The 16,040-nt window shown below is 68.6% G+C and carries 24 protein-coding genes; 8 read left to right on the top strand and 16 right to left on the bottom strand.

The genetic code is table 11. The features are described 5' to 3' along the window. Window positions 1–152 precede the first annotated feature (152 nt). From QRN44_RS18440 to QRN44_RS18430, 3 genes are read left to right on the top strand one after another with little or no spacing between them, the layout of a single operon-like run. Entirely contained in the window at window positions 153–1,793 is a 1,641-nt protein-coding gene (locus tag QRN44_RS18440; protein ID WP_285040047.1) for a putative type IV secretion/conjugal transfer ATPase, read from the top strand. Next, complete coding sequence (locus QRN44_RS18435) at window positions 1,793–3,595, top strand: type IV secretory system conjugative DNA transfer family protein (protein WP_285040045.1); 1,803 nt, start codon at window positions 1,793–1,795, stop codon at window positions 3,593–3,595. The genes QRN44_RS18440 and QRN44_RS18435 overlap by 1 nt, the downstream gene beginning before the upstream one ends. Continuing rightward, complete coding sequence (locus QRN44_RS18430) at window positions 3,595–4,290, top strand: DUF4913 domain-containing protein (protein WP_285040043.1); 696 nt, start codon at window positions 3,595–3,597, stop codon at window positions 4,288–4,290. Before QRN44_RS18435 ends, QRN44_RS18430 begins: the two co-directional genes overlap by 1 nt. Before the next feature lie 74 nt (window positions 4,291–4,364). On the opposite strand, the gene QRN44_RS18425 is transcribed toward QRN44_RS18430, so the two are convergent. The 3 genes from QRN44_RS18425 to QRN44_RS18415 are packed head-to-tail and all read right to left on the bottom strand — an operon-like array spanning window position 4,365 to window position 7,351. Beyond that, window positions 4,365–5,210, bottom strand: coding sequence for a hypothetical protein (locus QRN44_RS18425; protein WP_285040041.1), 846 nt, complete (start codon window positions 5,208–5,210; stop codon window positions 4,365–4,367). A 12-nt stretch (window positions 5,211–5,222) separates the two neighbouring features. Continuing rightward, window positions 5,223–6,953: a relaxase/mobilization nuclease domain-containing protein gene (locus tag QRN44_RS18420; protein WP_285040039.1), complete on the bottom strand. Its 1,731-nt coding sequence runs from the start codon at window positions 6,951–6,953 to the stop codon at window positions 5,223–5,225. Continuing rightward, entirely contained in the window at window positions 6,953–7,351 is a 399-nt protein-coding gene (locus QRN44_RS18415; RefSeq protein WP_285040038.1) for a MobC family plasmid mobilization relaxosome protein, read from the bottom strand. Before QRN44_RS18415 ends, QRN44_RS18420 begins: the two co-directional genes overlap by 1 nt. 256 nt (window positions 7,352–7,607) lie before the next feature. Between QRN44_RS18415 and QRN44_RS18410 the strand changes: the two genes are divergently transcribed. Next, complete coding sequence (locus QRN44_RS18410) at window positions 7,608–7,994, top strand: hypothetical protein (protein WP_285040036.1); 387 nt, start codon at window positions 7,608–7,610, stop codon at window positions 7,992–7,994. A 275-nt stretch (window positions 7,995–8,269) separates the two neighbouring features. Here the strand turns inward: QRN44_RS18410 and QRN44_RS18405 are convergent, their stop codons facing one another. From QRN44_RS18405 to QRN44_RS18385, 5 genes are all read right to left on the bottom strand, one after another. Next, window positions 8,270–8,869 (bottom strand): recombinase family protein, encoded by a 600-nt coding sequence (locus QRN44_RS18405; protein WP_285040034.1) that lies wholly within the window; start codon window positions 8,867–8,869, stop codon window positions 8,270–8,272. Then, window positions 8,866–9,174: a hypothetical protein gene (locus QRN44_RS18400; protein ID WP_285040033.1), complete on the bottom strand. Its 309-nt coding sequence runs from the start codon at window positions 9,172–9,174 to the stop codon at window positions 8,866–8,868. The genes QRN44_RS18405 and QRN44_RS18400 overlap by 4 nt, the downstream gene beginning before the upstream one ends. Continuing rightward, complete coding sequence (locus QRN44_RS18395) at window positions 9,171–9,986, bottom strand: Fic/DOC family protein (RefSeq protein ID WP_285040031.1); 816 nt, start codon at window positions 9,984–9,986, stop codon at window positions 9,171–9,173. The genes QRN44_RS18400 and QRN44_RS18395 overlap by 4 nt, the downstream gene beginning before the upstream one ends. A gap of 182 nt (window positions 9,987–10,168) precedes the next feature. Then, complete coding sequence (locus tag QRN44_RS18390) at window positions 10,169–10,432, bottom strand: antitoxin VbhA family protein (protein WP_285040029.1); 264 nt, start codon at window positions 10,430–10,432, stop codon at window positions 10,169–10,171. Continuing rightward, window positions 10,425–10,682 carry a hypothetical protein gene (locus QRN44_RS18385; RefSeq protein ID WP_285040027.1) on the bottom strand — a complete coding sequence of 86 codons (258 nt, stop codon included), beginning with the start codon at window positions 10,680–10,682 and terminating at the stop codon, window positions 10,425–10,427. The genes QRN44_RS18390 and QRN44_RS18385 overlap by 8 nt, the downstream gene beginning before the upstream one ends. A gap of 196 nt (window positions 10,683–10,878) precedes the next feature. Between QRN44_RS18385 and QRN44_RS18380 the strand changes: the two genes are divergently transcribed. The 4 genes from QRN44_RS18380 to QRN44_RS18365 all read left to right on the top strand — a co-directional run bounded on the left by QRN44_RS18380 (window position 10,879) and on the right by QRN44_RS18365 (window position 12,364). After that, the gene (locus QRN44_RS18380) at window positions 10,879–11,214 is read left to right on the top strand and encodes a hypothetical protein (protein WP_285040025.1); all 336 of its coding nucleotides are present in this window, start codon (window positions 10,879–10,881) and stop codon (window positions 11,212–11,214) included. A 71-nt stretch (window positions 11,215–11,285) separates the two neighbouring features. After that, the gene (locus QRN44_RS18375) at window positions 11,286–11,588 is read left to right on the top strand and encodes an ArsR/SmtB family transcription factor (protein WP_285040023.1); all 303 of its coding nucleotides are present in this window, start codon (window positions 11,286–11,288) and stop codon (window positions 11,586–11,588) included. Between the two features lie 218 nt (window positions 11,589–11,806). Next, window positions 11,807–12,067, top strand: coding sequence for a hypothetical protein (locus QRN44_RS18370; RefSeq protein ID WP_285040021.1), 261 nt, complete (start codon window positions 11,807–11,809; stop codon window positions 12,065–12,067). A 48-nt stretch (window positions 12,068–12,115) separates the two neighbouring features. After that, on the top strand, window positions 12,116–12,364 hold the full coding sequence (locus QRN44_RS18365) for a hypothetical protein (protein WP_285040019.1): 249 nt from the start codon (window positions 12,116–12,118) through the stop codon (window positions 12,362–12,364). Between the two features lie 31 nt (window positions 12,365–12,395). Here QRN44_RS18365 and QRN44_RS18360 read toward each other — a convergent pair whose 3' ends face one another. From QRN44_RS18360 to QRN44_RS18325, 8 genes are all read right to left on the bottom strand, one after another. Beyond that, a complete protein-coding gene (locus tag QRN44_RS18360; protein WP_285040017.1) occupies window positions 12,396–12,716 on the bottom strand; it encodes a hypothetical protein in 321 nt (106 codons plus the stop codon). Continuing rightward, on the bottom strand, window positions 12,713–13,168 hold the full coding sequence (locus QRN44_RS18355; protein ID WP_285040016.1) for a hypothetical protein: 456 nt from the start codon (window positions 13,166–13,168) through the stop codon (window positions 12,713–12,715). The genes QRN44_RS18360 and QRN44_RS18355 overlap by 4 nt, the downstream gene beginning before the upstream one ends. Continuing rightward, on the bottom strand, window positions 13,165–13,530 hold the full coding sequence (locus tag QRN44_RS18350; RefSeq protein WP_285040014.1) for a hypothetical protein: 366 nt from the start codon (window positions 13,528–13,530) through the stop codon (window positions 13,165–13,167). Before QRN44_RS18350 ends, QRN44_RS18355 begins: the two co-directional genes overlap by 4 nt. Window position 13,531: 1 nt before the next feature. After that, entirely contained in the window at window positions 13,532–13,942 is a 411-nt protein-coding gene (locus tag QRN44_RS18345; RefSeq protein ID WP_285040012.1) for a ParB family protein, read from the bottom strand. Continuing rightward, window positions 13,939–14,736: a ParA family protein gene (locus tag QRN44_RS18340; RefSeq protein WP_285040011.1), complete on the bottom strand. Its 798-nt coding sequence runs from the start codon at window positions 14,734–14,736 to the stop codon at window positions 13,939–13,941. The genes QRN44_RS18345 and QRN44_RS18340 overlap by 4 nt, the downstream gene beginning before the upstream one ends. Window positions 14,737–14,833: 97 nt before the next feature. Further along, window positions 14,834–15,238 (bottom strand): single stranded DNA-binding domain-containing protein, encoded by a 405-nt coding sequence (locus tag QRN44_RS18335; RefSeq protein ID WP_285040010.1) that lies wholly within the window; start codon window positions 15,236–15,238, stop codon window positions 14,834–14,836. Window positions 15,239–15,294: 56 nt separating this feature from the next. Then, window positions 15,295–15,543, bottom strand: coding sequence for a hypothetical protein (locus tag QRN44_RS18330; protein ID WP_285040009.1), 249 nt, complete (start codon window positions 15,541–15,543; stop codon window positions 15,295–15,297). 49 nt (window positions 15,544–15,592) lie between these two features. After that, a complete protein-coding gene (locus tag QRN44_RS18325) occupies window positions 15,593–16,009 on the bottom strand; it encodes a hypothetical protein (RefSeq protein ID WP_285040008.1) in 417 nt (138 codons plus the stop codon). Between the last annotated feature and the right edge of the window lie 31 nt (window positions 16,010–16,040).

The following is a 16,040-nucleotide window of genomic DNA, read 5'->3' as shown; positions in this document are numbered from 1 at the left end:
CGCGCGGCGGTCGATAACCTCGGGGCGACGGCTCGCCTTCGGCTTCGGCCGGTGTACGGATCACAGGACAGCGCGTTCGCCGCGGCGCTGCCCCTCGGGCTCGTGCTGACCAAGCACGTGTCGGTCCCCGCGGCGCTGAGGGAGCGTGTCTGATGAGCCCTGATCTGATTGCGCTGCTCGCCCTGGGCGGGCTGATCCTGCTCGTCGTGGTGGGTGCGCTGGTCTTCGTCCGCACCGGACGGAAGAACACCGAATCGGGCGCGTCGGCGTCCGGGGGGTCGCTCACCGCTCGCGGGTGGAGCGGCCCCGGCGGCGGCATGTCGACGTACCTGCAACCCGTCCCGGAGTGGCGCGGTACGACGGTGCAGACGTGCGGCCTGTGGCCGTACGCGATCGGCGCCGGCACGCCGATGGTGGGCGTCCCTCTGGGCCGTCACATTCACACGGGCGCAACGCTGTGCGCCGACCCGATTTCGTGGTTCCAGCGCGCGAAGCTCATCAGCAACCCGTCGCTGTTCGTCCTCGGTAAGCCGGGACTCGGCAAGTCGACGGCGGTCGCCCGCATGGCGACCGGGCTCGCCGGCTACGGCGTGCAGCCGCTCGTGCTCGGTGATCTGCGACCCGACTATGTGGAGGTCATCCGCGCGCTCGGCGGTCAGGTCATCACCCTCGGCCGCGGGCGCGGATACCTCAACGTGCTCGACCCCGGCGAGGCCAAGGAGGCCGCGCAGCGTCTCATCGAGGCCGGCTTCCAGAAGGAGGCCAACGAGGTACTGGAAGACGCCCACGGTCGCCGCCTGGCGATGGTGTCTTCCCTGCTGACGATCCAACGGAACGCGCAGCCGACCGATGTCGAGGAGTCCATCATCGACCAGGCGCTCCGCGTGCTCGATCGCGAAATGGACGGCATTCCGGTTCTCGGTGACCTGCTGCGGGTCGTGCAGGAGGGGCCGAGCGAGCTGCGTGAGGTGGCCGTCGACCGCGGCGACTTCAAGAAGTACCAGGAGACGACACAGGGACTCGAAGGATCATTGCTCGCGCTTGCGAACGGTTCCGGTCGCCTCGGTGGGGTGTTCTCGCACCACACCACGAACCCAATGGCGCTCGACCGTCCCGTGGTCTACGACATTTCCGCGATCGGTGAGGCTGAGGGCGATCTGCGAGCGGCGACGCTGCTCGCGTGCTGGTCGAACGGCTTCGCGACGGTGAACATCGCCAACGTCCTCGCGGACGCGGGGCTGGAACCGCGCCGGCACTACTTCGTCATCATGGACGAGCTGTGGCGCGCCCTCCGCGCCGGTAAGGGCATCGTCGACCGCGTGGACTTCCTCACCCGACTCAACCGTCAGGTGGGCGTCGGCACGGCGATGATTTCGCACACTATGGCCGATCTGAGCGCCCTCCCGGAGGAGGACCGCTTGAAGGCGAAGGGCTTCGTGGAGCGCGCCGGCATGGTCATGTGCGGCGGTCTGCCGTACACCGAAATGCCGGAGCTCACGACGGTCATCCCGTTCTCTGAGGCTGAGCAAGAGCTGTTGACCGGGTGGCAAGACCCGCCCGCGTGGGACGCCGCCACGGGCCGCGAGGTCGACCCTCCCGGCCGCGGCAAGTTCCTCGTGAAGGTCGGCACCCGACCGGGCATCCCGGTACAGGTGCAGCTCACGGAGGCTGAGCGCAGCATCCGCGACACGAACCAGCGGTGGTACGAACAGTCCCGCACCTCGCGCCGTGCGCTGCGCGTCGTCGAGGAGCTGGTGGAAGACCACGAGACGCGCGAGAAAGAGACGGTCTGATGAGCACCCCCAACAACCGCCGCCGCGATCCCGGCGGCTTCGGAGCCGAGACGCTGATGCTGCTCGTGCTCATCGTCGTGGTCGTTGGGGGGCTCATCCTCACCAACGTTGCGGTGCGCCTCGGCGCGCAGCTCGACGGCACCGCGGCCGAGCTGCCGTCCGACCCGTTCGCGCTCACGCTCGGGCTCGTCCTCGGGCGCGTGGCGTGGCCGGCATCCGCGACGTGGATCATCGCCGTCTTCGGCGCTGTCCTGCTCGCCCTCGCCGTCTTCGCGATCGTCGGCATTGTCCGCTACCGGAAGGGGCGGACCCGCGTCGACCGCGCCAGCTCGTACATGGGCCGCGGCAAGGACGTCGCCGGCCTGAGCCGACAGAACGCTGTGGCCTCGGCTGAGCGTCTCGGCGTCAAGGGCGTCGACGGCAAGCCGGTGCTGGGCGTGCCGATCGGTAAGACGGTCGGCGGGATGCCGCTGTGGGGCACCTGGGAGGACATGCACATCGACATCTGGGGGCCGCGTACCGGTAAGACCACCTCTCGCGCCGTGCCGGCGATCCTGGACGCCCCCGGCGGCGTCCTGGTGACCTCAAACAAGCGCGACGTGGTGGATGCCACCCGAGACGTTCGCGAGGAAGCCGGCCCGGTGTGGGTGTTCGACCCTCAGGGAATCGCGCTCGAGAATCCGTCGTGGTGGTGGAACCCGCTCAGCTACGTCACCGACGAGGTGAAAGCGGCCAAGCTGGCCGATCACTTCGCGTCGGGCTCACGCGATCCCGGAGCCAAGACGGATGCCTACTTCGACCCCGCGGGGCAGGATCTCCTTGCGGGGCTCCTGCTCGCCGCGGCGCTGGACGGTCGACCGATCACCGACGTCTACGCCTGGCTGACGCGCCCCACCGAAGACGAGGCGGTGTCGATCCTGAAACGACACGGCTACAAGCTCACCGCCGACCAGGTGCGCGGTGTCATCACCGCTCCCGAGAAGCAGCGTGGCGGCATCTACGGTACGGCGCAGCAAATGGCGTCGTGCCTCACGAACCGTCAGGTGGCGTCGTGGGTGAACCCCCTGACGCAGACCGACCTTCGCCCTCAGTTCGACCCCGCCGCGTTCGTGCGCGGCGGTGGCACGCTCTACTCGCTGTCCAAGGAGGGCCGCGGCACCGCCGGCCCGCTCGTGACGGCGCTGACCGTGGCCGTCGTCGAGGCCGCGGAGGAGATTGCCGCGGCATCCCCCGGGGGCCGTCTCTCGGTGCCCCTGCTCGGGGTGCTCGACGAGGCGGCGAACGTCTGCCGCTGGCGTGAGCTGCCGAACCTCTACAGCCACTACGGCTCGCGCGGAATCGTCCTGATGACCATTCTGCAGTCGTGGTCACAGGGCATCGACGTGTGGGGCGAATCGGGCATGCGCAAGCTCTGGTCGGCCTCGAACGTGAAGGTCTACGGCGGCGGTGTGGCCGAAGAAACGTTCCTCGAATCGCTCTCCAAGCTCATCGGTGACTACGACCGTCAGGCGTCGTCGGTGTCGTCGGGCCGCGGTGGGCGCAGCGTGAACCAGCAGCTCCACCGTGAGCGCATCCTGGACGTCGCGGACCTGTCCGCGATGCCGAAGGGGCGCGCCGTGGTGCTGTCCTCGGGGAACCGCCCGACGCTGATCCGCACGCAGCCGTGGATGACCGGCCCGCACGCCGAGAAGGTCAAGGCGTCGATCGCCGCACACGACCCGGCGGCGCAGCGGACGATCAACGAGGCTCAGGAATCCGTGCGAGCTGTCGCCCGCGCGGAGAACGAACGAGAGGCCGTCTGATGAGCGACAACTGGGGCGATGACGACGGGATCGAGGCCGAGCCGTTCGACGTCGACGACGAACCGACCGCGGAGCGCGAGGAGCGCGAGCCCGGACGCATGTTCGGACTCGACGTCGCGGAGGTCGTCGAGAGCTTGGCGCGGCCGGCGATCGCGCGGTCGCTGCAAAAGGCCGTCCGCGACGTCGTAAACGAGGTCGTCGACGCGGAGGTGGCGGAACAGCTCGACCCCTCCGTGATCGAGGAGCTGCAAGCGCAAGCGGCCACCGCTGCGCGCCGATCGGTCGGCGCCGCTCTCGACGAGCTGGACGACGAGCCCGCCGACGAGGAGCCCGAGCTGTACTTCGGTTCCGTCGACGAGTTCGTGCGCGGCTTCCTGCTCCCCAACTACAAGCGCCGCGTGGACGGCCAGCGCGTGGTGTGGGCTGCGGAGTGGTGGAAGTACGCCGAAGCCGTCGCGCGTCTCGACGCGCTCTGGCGGGCGTGGGAGCACCTGCGCCAGGACGCCCAGACGGGCATGTCGGTGTGGTTCCGCGACCACGCCGAGCACCACATGTCGATCCTGCTCAGCACGGATGGACCCTTCGCCGCGGCCGGCGAGGGGAAGGACGGCGAGAACGTGAACGACAAGGGCGAGCCGCTTCCCTACGCGCCTCCCCCTGAGGGTCTGTTTCCTGACGTGCGAGAGGCCGTCTGAGACGCCCTGAGCGGCAATGAGAGAGGGACCGGGCCAACAGACCCGGTCCCTCTCTCATGCGCTCAGACGGGCGCTCAGCGCCCCAGCTCGGACCGCTGCACGCGGGCCGCTGCCGACCGTGCCGGCTTAGCCTTCGCCGCGGTCGCGGGTGCGCCCTTGACGGCCTCGGTGGCCGGCTTGGCGTTGCCGACGTCGGCGCTCATCTTCGCGGCCACGGCCTCCCTGTCGATGCCCCTGGCTTCGAGCTTGTTCGCGTCGGCCTCGCGCCGCTCTGCGGAGTCGTACTTGGGGCCGGCCTCGGCGCGAGCGGACTCGGCCGCGCGCTCGTGCGACTGCGCCTCCTCGCGCGCCTGGCTGCGCTCCTCGGAGCCCTCAGGCGCGTTCTCGGCGCGCGCGTCGGCGGCGTCGGCCTGGCGGTCGGCTCGGTCGGCTTCGCGCATCAGTAGCGCCGCCTCGGCCTCCTCGCCCGTGCCGCGCTGGCGTTCCGTCTCCGACTGCCGGCGCAACAGCTCAGCGTCGACGGCTGCTTGCACCGCCTGAGGGTCGCCGCCGGCCTGAGCGACGTCGACGCCGTAGCGGGTGCGCAGCTCGTCCCGCATGTGCGCCTCAGCGCGCACGGCCTCGGGGTCTTCGTTGCCCCATGCGCGCGCCGTGGCGAGCGTCGTGCCGATCTGCTCGGGGGTTGCTCGATCCCACCACTCGCTGCGGTAGACACCGCTGAGCTCAACGCGCGCGGACTGCCGTTCGGCCTCGAACCGGGATGCCAGCTCGCGGGCTCGCTGCTGGCTCTCGGCCTGTGCTCGTCGAGCTGCTTCCTCGCGCTGGCGCGCGAGGATTTCGCCCACGCGGCCGGCGGCGGTCACCGCGACACGGAGCTGCCCCTCGAACGCTTCGGAAATGCCGTCGCTCTCATCGGCCATGACGTGCTCCTCTCATCGTTCCGGGCCTCGGTCGGGCCGCGGGGTTGTGGTCGTGCGGGGTCGAGTTGGTTCGATCGTCGACGGGAGCGGCGAGGTCGTTCCCTTACGACGGTTCTCCTCGGCCCGGTTCATCTTGTCCAGCGCCTCGCGCGTGGCCTCGTCGATCGTCGCGGACATGTCGATGCGGCGCGGTTCGGTCTTCGTGGCCGTGGCCGCGGGGGCCGTCGTCGACGTTGCCGGGAGGGCAGCACGCACGCGAACGAGACGGGCGCGGACGTCTGTGGCGATCGCTTCCGCGTGCCGTGCCTGCTGCGCGGCCTTGGCGGCGTCGTAGACCGCCTGGGTGAGGTTCATGAGCTGTCGGAGCATGGCCGCTTGCGCAGCGGTTCCCTGCCCGCCTCGAACGGCGCTGGCGAGGAGCATTGCTGCCCCGCCGGCCGACACGCGACCCGCCTTCTGCGGCTTCGTGTGGCCGCGGTACGTCTGCGCCGATTTCGCCAGCTCGTCGGCGGCGGCGGCGAGGTCGCCGGGTACGTCCTCGACGGCGTTTGACCACGCCGCGAACGCTCCCGACGTCTGCCGTGCGACGCGCGCCCATGTGTCACGGTCGTCGAGCGGAACCGAGCGCAGCGTATCGCGCAGCTCGCTCAGCTCGGCGGTGTACCGGCCCCACAGCTCGGGGTCGGGCTCGGACGCCTCGCGTCCCGGCGCGACGGGTCGCTGGTTGCGCTTGGCCGCGTTCCACTCGGCCGCTGCATCCATCGCGCCGGTCGCGCTGTCGGGCCACTCGGCGCGCAGTCGCGGCAGGGTCAGGTCGCGGCCCATGTGACCGCCGCCGTACCAAATGGGACGCTCCCCCGGTGCGGGCTTCGCGGCCACCGAGTAGCCGGTGATGACGTCGGTCTGACCGTCCGCGTAGCGGGGTCGGACGACGACACCGGAGCGGCGCAGCCGACGCACGAACTCGGCTTCGTTATCGCTCGCACTGGCGCACGCGCGCACCTTACGGGCGAGGTCGTTGCGGGGCGCGTTGAGACGAATCTCAGCGGTGATGCGGGTCTGTCGTTCGCGCGGGTCGAGCTGGTGCCAGGGCGTGACGTCGCCGCCGATCTTCTCGGCGTGCACTTCGTACTTGCGCTGCGCGAACAGCGCCGAACGCTCCTCCACCTTGGCCTGTTCGGCGGGGCTGTAGCCGCGCGTCGCGCGCTCACCCTTGGCCGACTCCAACAGCTCTAGGCCGTGCTTCACTTCAAGGGCTCGTGCGGCGTTCTGTGCGCGCACGTAGTCGAGATGAGTCGATGCCTTCGTGCCGTCCTCGCGCACGAGGTTCACGGCGATGTGCACGTGGTCGTTACCGGACTTCGACAGGCCGTGACGGACCGCGACCCAGCGGCACGGTGCCTTGGTGCCGTCGTTGTCGTCGAACCCCATCGCCGCGACAAAGTCGGTGGCGATCGCGTTCCACTCGGCGTCGGTCTTGATGCCCTCCTCGGCGCGCAGCGAGAGGGAGGCGTGCCAGACGTGACCGCCCTTGACCTCCACTCCGAGCTGCTTGTGCGGGCGGTCCAGGTGACGCGCGATCGCCAGGCCGCTGTCGCGGCTCAGCTCGGCGTCGTCGTACCAGGCCATAAGCGCATCGTCGCCCGCGACAAGGTGCGGCTCCGTGTGCTCGTTGTGGCGGCCTCCACCGACGAGATATGTCACGAGGCCCGACATGCGATCGCCCCGCGTGATGTTCGGCATCACGTCAGGCTCAGCTCGTCGGTCAACTCGTCGATCCGCATCGCCGTCTTGCGCACCGCTGCGAGCGTCGCGGACGTCTCGGGGTGCAGCTCGCGCGTGGCGTTGGTGGCCTTCGCGATCTGGTTGACGTTGTTCGAGATAGCGGCGAGGAGGCGGTGCAGCTCGTACAGCTTCGTGATGGTCGAGCGACGATCCGTGATCGTCTCGCCCGACTCCATCGCGAGGCCGCTCTCCACGAGATAGCGCGGCACGCTCATGCCGGCGGCGAGAGAGAGGCGCTGCAACGCGCCCTCCTCCTCGGCGCTGGTCCGCACGTTGTGGCGACCAGGGCGACCGCCCTTGACGCGAGTGCGCCGGCCGGTGCCGCGCTCACGCTTCGTCGTCGACTCGTCAGACATGGCAACCCCTCTCCTCGGCCCAGCGCAGCGACTCCGCCCCTGCGGGGACCGCACACGTCTAGTGTGCCGCACCTCTCGACGGCTGTCGAGGGGTCAAGACGGATCAGGGCACCTGATCCTTTAGCTTGCTCCGTCCGGGACTCGATTCGAGGTCGCTCACGGCGACAGCCGGGAGTGGTCGCGGCTTCGCCGCGACGGTCCTGCTGCAAGCGCGAGGAACCTCGCGCGGACGGCGCTGCATCCGTAGGCTGGGCGCATGGCTAAAGAACTCTCCCCGGAAGAAGCAGTGGAGCGCGCGCAGCGCGCTATGGATAACCGTCTGACGTCGGTTCGCGAGCTGGCACACTCGCGCCAGAACGTCGCGAACGTGCGCGCCGACTCGGCGGCTCGACTCGCTGAGGTCGAGCGCGAGGAACGCGAGAAGGTCGACGCCGCGGAACGTGACGACGCACGCGCCTACAGCGCCGCGATCGACGCCGGATGGACTGCCGCCGAGCTGCGCAAGATCGGCTTTGCGGAGGCGAGTAAGAAGCGCGCGCCGCGACAGCGCAATGCGCGCAAGTCGACGTCGAGTGAGGCCGCGGCGACGCCGCCGGCCGACGCCGCCGAGAACGGCGGCGAGGGTCAGTCGTACGGCGGCTGACGTATCCCCCTGACCACCTGTGGACGGCCCGAGCTACCTACGGGCTCCACCCGCCCACAGGTGGACAGCGGGACCCTAGTTGTCCGACCGCTCCGCGGCCTCGTTGGGAGGACTCCCCCTCCCCCTGATGCCCGGGATTGTGTCACAGTCCAACACCCCGTCAAGGGCGCTTCGCGTCACTCCGTGATGCGGCAAGCCGCACCCTTGACGGGGTGTCGTGCTGTGAAGGGCGGCATTTATCAGGGGGACGGGGAAAGAGTGGTGATGACGTCCGGTTAGGACGCTGCCGGCTGCTGCTCGTCGGCGTACCGGGTGAGGTCGGCGTAGGCGCGGGAGGCGGTCGACTTGTCGACGCCGAGCACGCGCCCGATGTGCGCGAAACTCAGTCCCTCGTCGTCCCGCATCCGGCGTAGCTGCGTGAGCTGTTCGGCGTCGAGCTTCGAGGGCCGACCAATCGCCTTCCCCTGCGCGCGCGCGTGATCCATGCCGCGCTGCGTGTTCTCCCGGATCGTGTCGACGCGCAGCTCTGCGAACACCGCGACGATCCCGAACAGTGCGCGACCCATCGGGGTTGTCGTGTCGATCTGCGGTTCGGTCAGACTGCGGATATCGATGCCCCGTTCGCGCAGCTCGTTCAACGTGTCGAGGATGATCCGCTCACTGCCGCCGAGACGATCGAGGCGGCGCACCAAGAGGGTGTCACCCTCGCGGAGGTAGTCGAGGCACGCGACCCACTGAGGGCGCGCAGCGACCCGGCTGGACTCGCCGTGGTCGACGAACACACGGGTAGCGCCGGCCGCGCGCAGCTCGGCCTCCTGCGCGTCCGGATTCTGCTCCCGGCGCGAGACACGGGCGTACCCGATCACGTTCGTCATGGCTGCTCCTTCGTGTTCCGACGACGGGCCTCGTCGGCGCGTACGGTCTTGATCCTCCACAGGGCGAGCGCTCCCCCGGCGACGACGACAAAGATCGTCACGGCGGCGCTCGGGGGCTGACCGGTGTCGACGCACACGCCGAGATACCCGATGACGAAACCGGCGAGCATGAGACAGGTCGCGAGGAAGAACGCGCGGGCACGACGCGCCTCGTCGACGACGCGCGTCGACCGGTACTGCGCGACGATCCCGACGAGCATCGTGAGGCTCCCCGCGGCCATGATGACGATGCCGGCGACGGTCATCGTTCGAGCCCACCTGTCGGGAACCGGTCGGACATGTAGCCGGGGCCGCTGCGGCGTGCCTGGGGCGGCTGCTGGCCGCTCTGGCCGGCGCCCCGGGTCGCCTCCTTCGGTGACCGCTGGTAGCTGCCGCTGATGACGGCTCGGACGTCTGCGAGAGGGTCGGCCGCGGGGGCCGGCTTCTCCACGCTGATCGCGTGGAAGATCGGCACGAGCGACGTCGGATCGGGAGCGAACTTGTCGAGGTCGGGCCGACTCATGGCGGATGCCTGGTTCCACTGCTCCGGGGTCACGCGGTCAAACTCGAACCGGAACGGTGAGCCCTCGGCCAGGTCATGCATGAACTGCTTCGAGGTGCGTCCGTTGCCCTCGCGGAACGGGTGCGCCTGGTTGACGTACGCGAAGACCGTGGCGCTGGTGGCGATGAAGTCGTTACGGCTGATCGACGCCCAGTCGGTCGACGTGGCGAGCTGGTGCACCTCGGACAGGTAGCGGTCCACCTCGCCGTTGTCGACGCGACCGAACTCGCGTCCCGGACCCTTCGACATGTTCACCGTCCGGTACTCCCCGGCCCACTCGTAGACGTCTTGGAACAGGTGCCGGTGGATCGCCTTCAAGTGCTCCGCGTCGAACGTCTTTGGGATATCGACCATCCCCGCTTCCAGCTCGAACCCGCGGCGGGCGGTCTGCCCGTACTCGCGGTCTTTCAGCTCGAAGAAGTCGCGCTCATCGAACTTGTTGCGCAGCGTCCCAATCCCGGTCTGCGGGTTGTACGTCTCGGGGTAGAAGTACGACTCCCAGGTGTCAAAGGCCACTGGTCAGTCGCCGGTCGAGCGGCGAGCGTAGTTGTCGAGCGCGGCTTGCGCAAAGCCCTTCGTGATTCGCGTCGACAGGTTAGGTCGCGCCGCACGAACGAAACCGCGCATGAGCATGCCGAACACGACCAACAGCCCCACGTTCATAAGCACAAGCAGGAGGATCGCCCCGACAGTCGGCATCACGCCGCACCCACGATGCCGGCGGCTCGTCGAGACACCTCGGCCGCGCGGTGAGCTGCTGCCGCCGATCGACGGTCGTACTCGGCCGCGTCGATCGCGCCGCGCGCGTAGTCGGTCAGGTTCTCGACGTCCTCGCGCGTGGGCTCCCAGCCCTCGTGCCAGCCGGCGGCGAGCGACTGCACCACGGCGCGACGCTGCTTGTCGTTGAGCTGCGCGAACAGCTCGGGGTACTGCTGCTCGATCTTCATCTGCGACTCAGCCACGGCGGCTCTCCTTCTCGTCGGTGTGGTGCGGGTAGCTCTCGGGAACGATGCGAGCGGCGAGGTCGTCGACGCCGACGACCGTCATCACATCGCGCAGGTACGTCGCCCATGCACGCGCGCTGATGATCTGCGCCGTCTCATCGAGAAAGAAGATCGAGCCCTGCGCTCGGGCGTGCTCGCGCCCAGCCTCGACGAAGCGCACCCACTCGTCTTCGGTGAACAGCTCCGCGACGTTCTGAGCTGCGGTCATGGCCGGCCCCTTTCGTTCCCTCAATCCTACCAAATGATGCAAAAGGGCTCCACTTAATTTCGCACCAATTCGGGTTTTGCGACGGGGTTTTGCACCGCGCCGATCCGCGGTTTTCCGGCACCTCGTCGACGGCCCTCCGGGTGGTGCGAAACCGATCGGTTACGCACTAGTGCGCGCGGGGCCATATGTTGACGACGTGTCTGTGTCTGTAGCAACGAAACGAGGCCTCTTTGCCGGCTTCGCAATCATCGCCGTCCTTGGTCTCGTCGCCGTCGGGTTTGTTCCGTTCCCCCTAGACAGCGGAAATCGCCGCTGGTGGGTATTCGTGTTCGCCGCTATCGCGGTTGCCCTGAGCCTGTGGAAGATGGCGCTGACGATCTGGATTTACCGACGCGAGGACAACGCCTTCACGGAGACGCAGAAGACCAAGCACGAGAAGACATTGGCGTTGCTCGACATCTTCACCGTGGCCACGGGTGCGCCCGCGGCCATTCTCGGCGCGTTGAGCTTCGCGGGCTGGGGCGTGGCCTAACCACTGGGTCGACGCTGCGCGCGGTCGAGTCGCAACCTGAGCTTTTGCGCAGATCGTCATAGCCTCGATGGATGGACACCGAGACGGATGCCGACACCGCCGACGCCGCAACGCTGTTCGCGCTCCTCGGCCACCCGATCCGCCTGGGTGTCGTGCGTGCGCTGCTCGACGTCGACGAGCTGACCGTGCGCGAGCTGAACGAGCGTCTTCCGGGCTCGGACAACTCCCTGTCGCAACACCTGAGCAAGCTCCGTCTGTCCAAGCTGCTGACGGCTCGGCGCGAGGGCATGACGTACGCCTACCGGATCACGGATGCGCGCCTGGCGGCGATCGTCGCCGCGGCGCTGCATCCCTCCTCGGAACCGTCCGCGTAAGGTCGAGTGCGCCCGGTCGGCGCTGCCCCCCGCGTCCCCCCACGCGCCCGCGCCGGCCGGGTGTCGGGCCGTCTGCGCGAGAATGATCGCAACCCCTGGGACGAGCCACGTCTAACCGGGGGCGAGTCGGTCGGCGCTCCATTCGGCGGGGCGTCGACCGACGCCGGCCCCAGCTCTGGCGACTTGCACCTATCGAACACATATTCGATACTGGCGACATGCGCGACGACGGCCCCCGCTGGCATCCCCAGCTCCTCGCGCGCGAGACAAAACCCGCTCACTGGGTCATGCTCGACGCCCGCGACAACGTGGCCGGAACGATCGAGCTGCGCCGCACCGACGACGGGCCGCGCTACCGGGTCGAGGTAGCCGGCGGCGAGCTGCTGGGCTGGGCGACGTCGCTCAAAACGGCCACGGAGCGGCTGCACCGCGTCATCATTTCGGCGGGCGTGCCCGGTGGCGGGATCAACGGTTCGTGACCGTCAGAGAGGCGTAGGGGGCCGCGCGTGGTGCAAGTGTGGTCGCCCATGTCGCAGCTACAGCGCTCCCCCGAACCGGGGGTGTGGTTCATCTTCGACAAGAGCAAGCGGATAGCAATCGTCCGCGTCGTCGAGGTGCACGGGCGCAAGCTGCTGCGCTCGGTGACCTTCGATCAAGACCCGGCGCAGCGTCAGCTCATCGGGTACTTCCCTGAGGACGCGATGCGCCTCGCGGTCGAGTGCACCTGGTCGGAGTACGTCAAGGCCACGGGGCCGTCAACGAGCAACCGAAAGTGACGCTCGAGAAACGGACCTGGCGTCGATCGATTCAGAGATCCCCACGACGTCGCCGCTCCTGAGCGCTGAACGTCTGGCGGCGCTCCTGCACGTCGTCGGGTTCGAGCGATCGGCGCAGCGACCGGAAGACAAAGCTCAGCACGACAAGCGCGATCGCGAAGGGCGCGAGACGCCATGGCGACGGCTCGATGAGCCGCGTCGCGGCGAAGAAGGCCACGGCGATTGTCGCCGCGGCAATACCGAGCAGGAGCGCGAGATAAGCAACCAGCTCCCGCGTGGTCATCGGCCACGGCAGACGGACCGGACGGACGCCGCCGATTCTCACGGACGCCCACAGGCGACCCGTGCTCACCGGTCCGCCACCCTCTCGGCCGCGTGAGCGCCGACAAGGACGACGGAGAGGACAAGCTGCGTGATCGCGCCCGTGTCCATCAGCCACCCGCGGTCGACCAGCTCGGCCGACACGAGACGCTGCGCGCCCTCCTCGTCGAGGTCGAGGCCGATCGTGTTGGCTAGCCACCCGCGGGCCAGTGCCACGGCGAACGGGTCGAGGGGCGCGCCCCCGGTGCTGCCGTCCTGGCTGAGCACGTCGGCCGCGGTCGCGCCGTAAGCGCGCAGCGCGTCGACGACGCCGTGCAGCGAGCCGGCTACGGCGAGCACGCCGGCACCTGTGGCGATGATGCTCGCCCATTGGTCTTCGGTGGCGACGTCAGTCAGGCCGAAGTTCTCCCCTGCGGTTACGGCGAGCTGCGCGCCCTCACGCGCGGAGTGGTAGACGTTCCCGGCGTCGACGTGGCGAGTCACCTCGGCTCCTCGTACCAGCGCACGACGCCGTTTGCCGAGTGCGCAGCTCGAATCGCGTCCGCGGCGTCTGCAAGCGCGGCGGCGGCTCTCGTCAGCTCGGCCGCTGCGGTAACGGTTCCCGTTGCCCCGTCGCCTCGCTCGTCCTCGCCCGCATAGTGCTTCCCGTCCACGGTGCGGGTGTGCCATGCGCCGAGTTGACGACACGCCTGTTCGAGGTCGTCGATCGTTGCCGTGAGCTCAGCGAGCAGCGAGTACGAATCGGACGGGTTGGGAACGTCCCGCGTCGAGTGCGCGAGCGATCGCGCCTGATCTGAAAGGGCGCGAGCTATCTCGATCTGCCGGTGTTCTTCGTTGGTCGCCATGTCACTCCCCCATCGGTCGACCGGCGGGGATGACGCCGGGGCCGACTGCGGGGAACGGCTTGCCGTTGTTGTACTGCTGTTCCAGCCGCTCGACCTTCTCCGCGATCGCTTCCTGCGCGAACTTCGACAGGGTCTTGAAGCCCTCGTAAGGGATGGTGGCGACCATCGCGCCGCGCATGCGGTCGGTGTCCTCGGGCTCCTGGTAGATGGTGAGCTTCTTCGGCTTCTCCTTGGCGGCGGGCTTCGTGCTCTCAGCGGCGCTCTGCGGCGCTGTCGCGGCCTTGCGCGCTGCGGCGGGTGCTGCGGGAGCCTGACCGGCTGCGGGGGCCTCCTGGGGCCCTTCTGCCGTCACGGGGTGATCGAACGCGCTCGCCCCTGCGAGGGCGGAAGGACGGCGGGGAGGACGGGTCATGCGGATTCTCCTTCGATGACGGCGAGCTGTTCGGTGTAGATCGCTCCGAGCGCCGTCGCTTCGGCGCTCCCCCACTCGTCGAGGCCGCGCGCGGCCTCGGTGGCGTCTGCGATCACGACGCGCTTGGGGATGGGTCGCCCGATCAGGCGCAGCCCGCGGTGTTCCGCGAACGTGTTCAGCTCATCGAGCCACCCGGCACCGCCCACGGTGCGCTCTTCGTGCTGGTTGACGATGATCCCGGCGACGTCGAGGCCGGGGTTCGTGTACGCCTTGACGCTCTCGATCGTGTCGAGGAGCTGGGCCAGGCCGTCGAGGCTGTACTTCTTCGAGTGCGTGACGATCACGGCACTGTCGGCCGCGCTCAGGGCGTTGATCGTGAGCTGGTCGAGCGAGGGTGCGGAGTCGATCAAGATCAGGTCGTAGTCGTCGCGGACCTCTGCGAGGGCTTCGCGTAGACGGACCTCGCGGCCGACACCGGCCACGACAAGCTCGTCCCGGACGCTGCCGAGAGTGCGCCCGGACGTCGGCACGACGTCGAGGCCGGGCCAGATGCCGGGCACGATGACCTCGCGCAGCGTGTGAGGCGCGCGGGTACTGAGCGCGTCGGCCAGGCCGGGGTCAGTGGGCTCTAGGGGCTCCCCCGCGATATCGCTGGTGAGGTTGCCCTGCGGGTCGTTGTCGATCACCAAGACACGGCGACCGGCGTTCACTGCCGCGCGGGCGAGCTGAAACGTGGTCGTCGTCTTGCCGACGCCGCCCTTCTGGTTGCACAGGGCGAGGATGCGAGCGGGCATGAATACCTCCATTGACGGTAATAACTCTATTGCGGGTGTTGCTGGTGTGGGGTGAACGACAGGGAGGGGGGCGCGTGCGCCCCCCTCGGTTCGTCGATCAGAACGGGGTGTCGTCGCCGTAGCCGGCCTCGGAGCCGGCCTCCGTGCCGGCGGTGCCCTTCTCGACGCGGACGCGCTGCCCGCGGAGGCTCACGCTCACCTCGTCGGCGTTCACCTGGTGCTGAATGCGGGTGCCGTTCTCGCCCTTGTACTCGGTGACGCGGTAGCGACCCGAAAACGTGACACGGATGTTCCCGGATGCCTCGGCGGCGTCCACGAGGTTGACGGCCTCGCTGCCGCTCACGGCGACGTCGTAACCGATCGTCGCGCCGTCGGCGTAGGTGTCGTCGTCCTGCTTGATGCGGTCGGTCACGAGGACTCGCGCGTAGGTGTACGGGCCGCGCTCCCCCTGGCGCAGCTCGGGCGTAGCGGCCAGGTTGCCGGTGCGGGTGATGTAGCTCATGTCATGCTCCTTCGTTCGGTGGTGCTGGTATTACCGGAAATAGGGTTATTACTGCGTCAGACGATGTAGCGCTCGACCTCCAAACGGCGTCCGTCCATCTGCGAGGGGTACAGCACGTATTCCAGGGTGCTGTCGGGGTTCGGGTTTTCCAGGCGGACGCCCTGCACGGGCGAACCGGGCTCGATCGGTCCCAGCTCGTACATGACCCGACGCGGCGGGTTGTACGTGTTGCCGTCCCAGCTCTTGATCCGGTCACCGAATCGAAGATCGGCCAGACGGGTGATGGTGAGCGTTTCGAGTGCCATGCGTTCCTCCTTGGTAATAACTCTATTCTAGGTAATAACTCTATTACCGTCAAGCCCTAGAGGCTTCTCCGCGCAAGAGATTTGCCACGGCCTCGGCCAGAATCCAACGGCGATCCGCTGCGGCGCGATCCTCGGCGGTGTAGTCGCCGTAACCGGCCTGGTGCTCGAAGTCCTCGCGGCCACGCTGCGCCATGCTCAACAGCTCGTCGATGCCCTCGACCAGCTCGGCGCTGACCGGGACGACGCGCCCGCCCCCGTCGACGACGAGGCTCAGCGGCTCGGCCATGCCCGTAACGTGCATCGCGTACCCGTCGCCCTCGCGCTCGACGTAAGCCGTCAGCACGGTTGCGCTCTCGTCGTTGTCGAAGTCCACGCGCCCATAGCTGTCGGGGTCTTCCCCGAGCGGCCAGAGCTGCGGCTCCAGGCGGTCGCCGGTGTCGTACGGGGTCAGGTTGTTGGTGCTCATGTCATCCTCCGGTGTCGGTAATACCTGTGTT

It is taken from the genome of Plantibacter sp. lyk4-40-MEA-4, from assembly GCF_030209415.1.
GTDB classification, from domain to species: domain Bacteria; phylum Actinomycetota; class Actinomycetes; order Actinomycetales; family Microbacteriaceae; genus Plantibacter; species Plantibacter flavus_A.
Note: the sequence above shows the minus strand (reverse complement) of the source record. Positions and strands in the feature narration are given on the sequence as shown.

Bases quoted from the DNA above. Each gene is read 5' to 3' on its own strand.
- QRN44_RS18350 (WP_285040014.1), bottom strand. From the start codon at position 13,530: ATGGCGACCAACGAAGAACACCGGCAGATCGAGATAGCTCGCGCCCTT.
- QRN44_RS18440 (WP_285040047.1), top strand. From the start codon at position 153: ATGAGCCCTGATCTGATTGCGCTGCTCGCCCTGGGCGGGCTGATCCTG.
- QRN44_RS18325 (WP_285040008.1), bottom strand. From the start codon at position 16,009: ATGAGCACCAACAACCTGACCCCGTACGACACCGGCGACCGCCTGGAG.
- QRN44_RS18420 (WP_285040039.1), bottom strand. From the start codon at position 6,953: ATGCCGAACATCACGCGGGGCGATCGCATGTCGGGCCTCGTGACATAT.
- QRN44_RS18385 (WP_285040027.1), bottom strand. From the start codon at position 10,682: ATGACCGCAGCTCAGAACGTCGCGGAGCTGTTCACCGAAGACGAGTGG.
- QRN44_RS18410 (WP_285040036.1), top strand. From the start codon at position 7,608: ATGGCTAAAGAACTCTCCCCGGAAGAAGCAGTGGAGCGCGCGCAGCGC.
- QRN44_RS18370 (WP_285040021.1), top strand. From the start codon at position 11,807: ATGCGCGACGACGGCCCCCGCTGGCATCCCCAGCTCCTCGCGCGCGAG.
- QRN44_RS18405 (WP_285040034.1), bottom strand. From the start codon at position 8,869: ATGACGAACGTGATCGGGTACGCCCGTGTCTCGCGCCGGGAGCAGAAT.
- QRN44_RS18335 (WP_285040010.1), bottom strand. From the start codon at position 15,238: ATGAGCTACATCACCCGCACCGGCAACCTGGCCGCTACGCCCGAGCTG.
- QRN44_RS18340 (WP_285040011.1), bottom strand. From the start codon at position 14,736: ATGCCCGCTCGCATCCTCGCCCTGTGCAACCAGAAGGGCGGCGTCGGC.
- QRN44_RS18375 (WP_285040023.1), top strand. From the start codon at position 11,286: ATGGACACCGAGACGGATGCCGACACCGCCGACGCCGCAACGCTGTTC.
- QRN44_RS18430 (WP_285040043.1), top strand. From the start codon at position 3,595: ATGAGCGACAACTGGGGCGATGACGACGGGATCGAGGCCGAGCCGTTC.
- QRN44_RS18425 (WP_285040041.1), bottom strand. From the start codon at position 5,210: ATGGCCGATGAGAGCGACGGCATTTCCGAAGCGTTCGAGGGGCAGCTC.
- QRN44_RS18365 (WP_285040019.1), top strand. From the start codon at position 12,116: ATGTCGCAGCTACAGCGCTCCCCCGAACCGGGGGTGTGGTTCATCTTC.
- QRN44_RS18345 (WP_285040012.1), bottom strand. From the start codon at position 13,942: ATGACCCGTCCTCCCCGCCGTCCTTCCGCCCTCGCAGGGGCGAGCGCG.
- QRN44_RS18330 (WP_285040009.1), bottom strand. From the start codon at position 15,543: ATGGCACTCGAAACGCTCACCATCACCCGTCTGGCCGATCTTCGATTC.
- QRN44_RS18435 (WP_285040045.1), top strand. From the start codon at position 1,793: ATGAGCACCCCCAACAACCGCCGCCGCGATCCCGGCGGCTTCGGAGCC.
- QRN44_RS18400 (WP_285040033.1), bottom strand. From the start codon at position 9,174: ATGACCGTCGCCGGCATCGTCATCATGGCCGCGGGGAGCCTCACGATG.
- QRN44_RS18415 (WP_285040038.1), bottom strand. From the start codon at position 7,351: ATGTCTGACGAGTCGACGACGAAGCGTGAGCGCGGCACCGGCCGGCGC.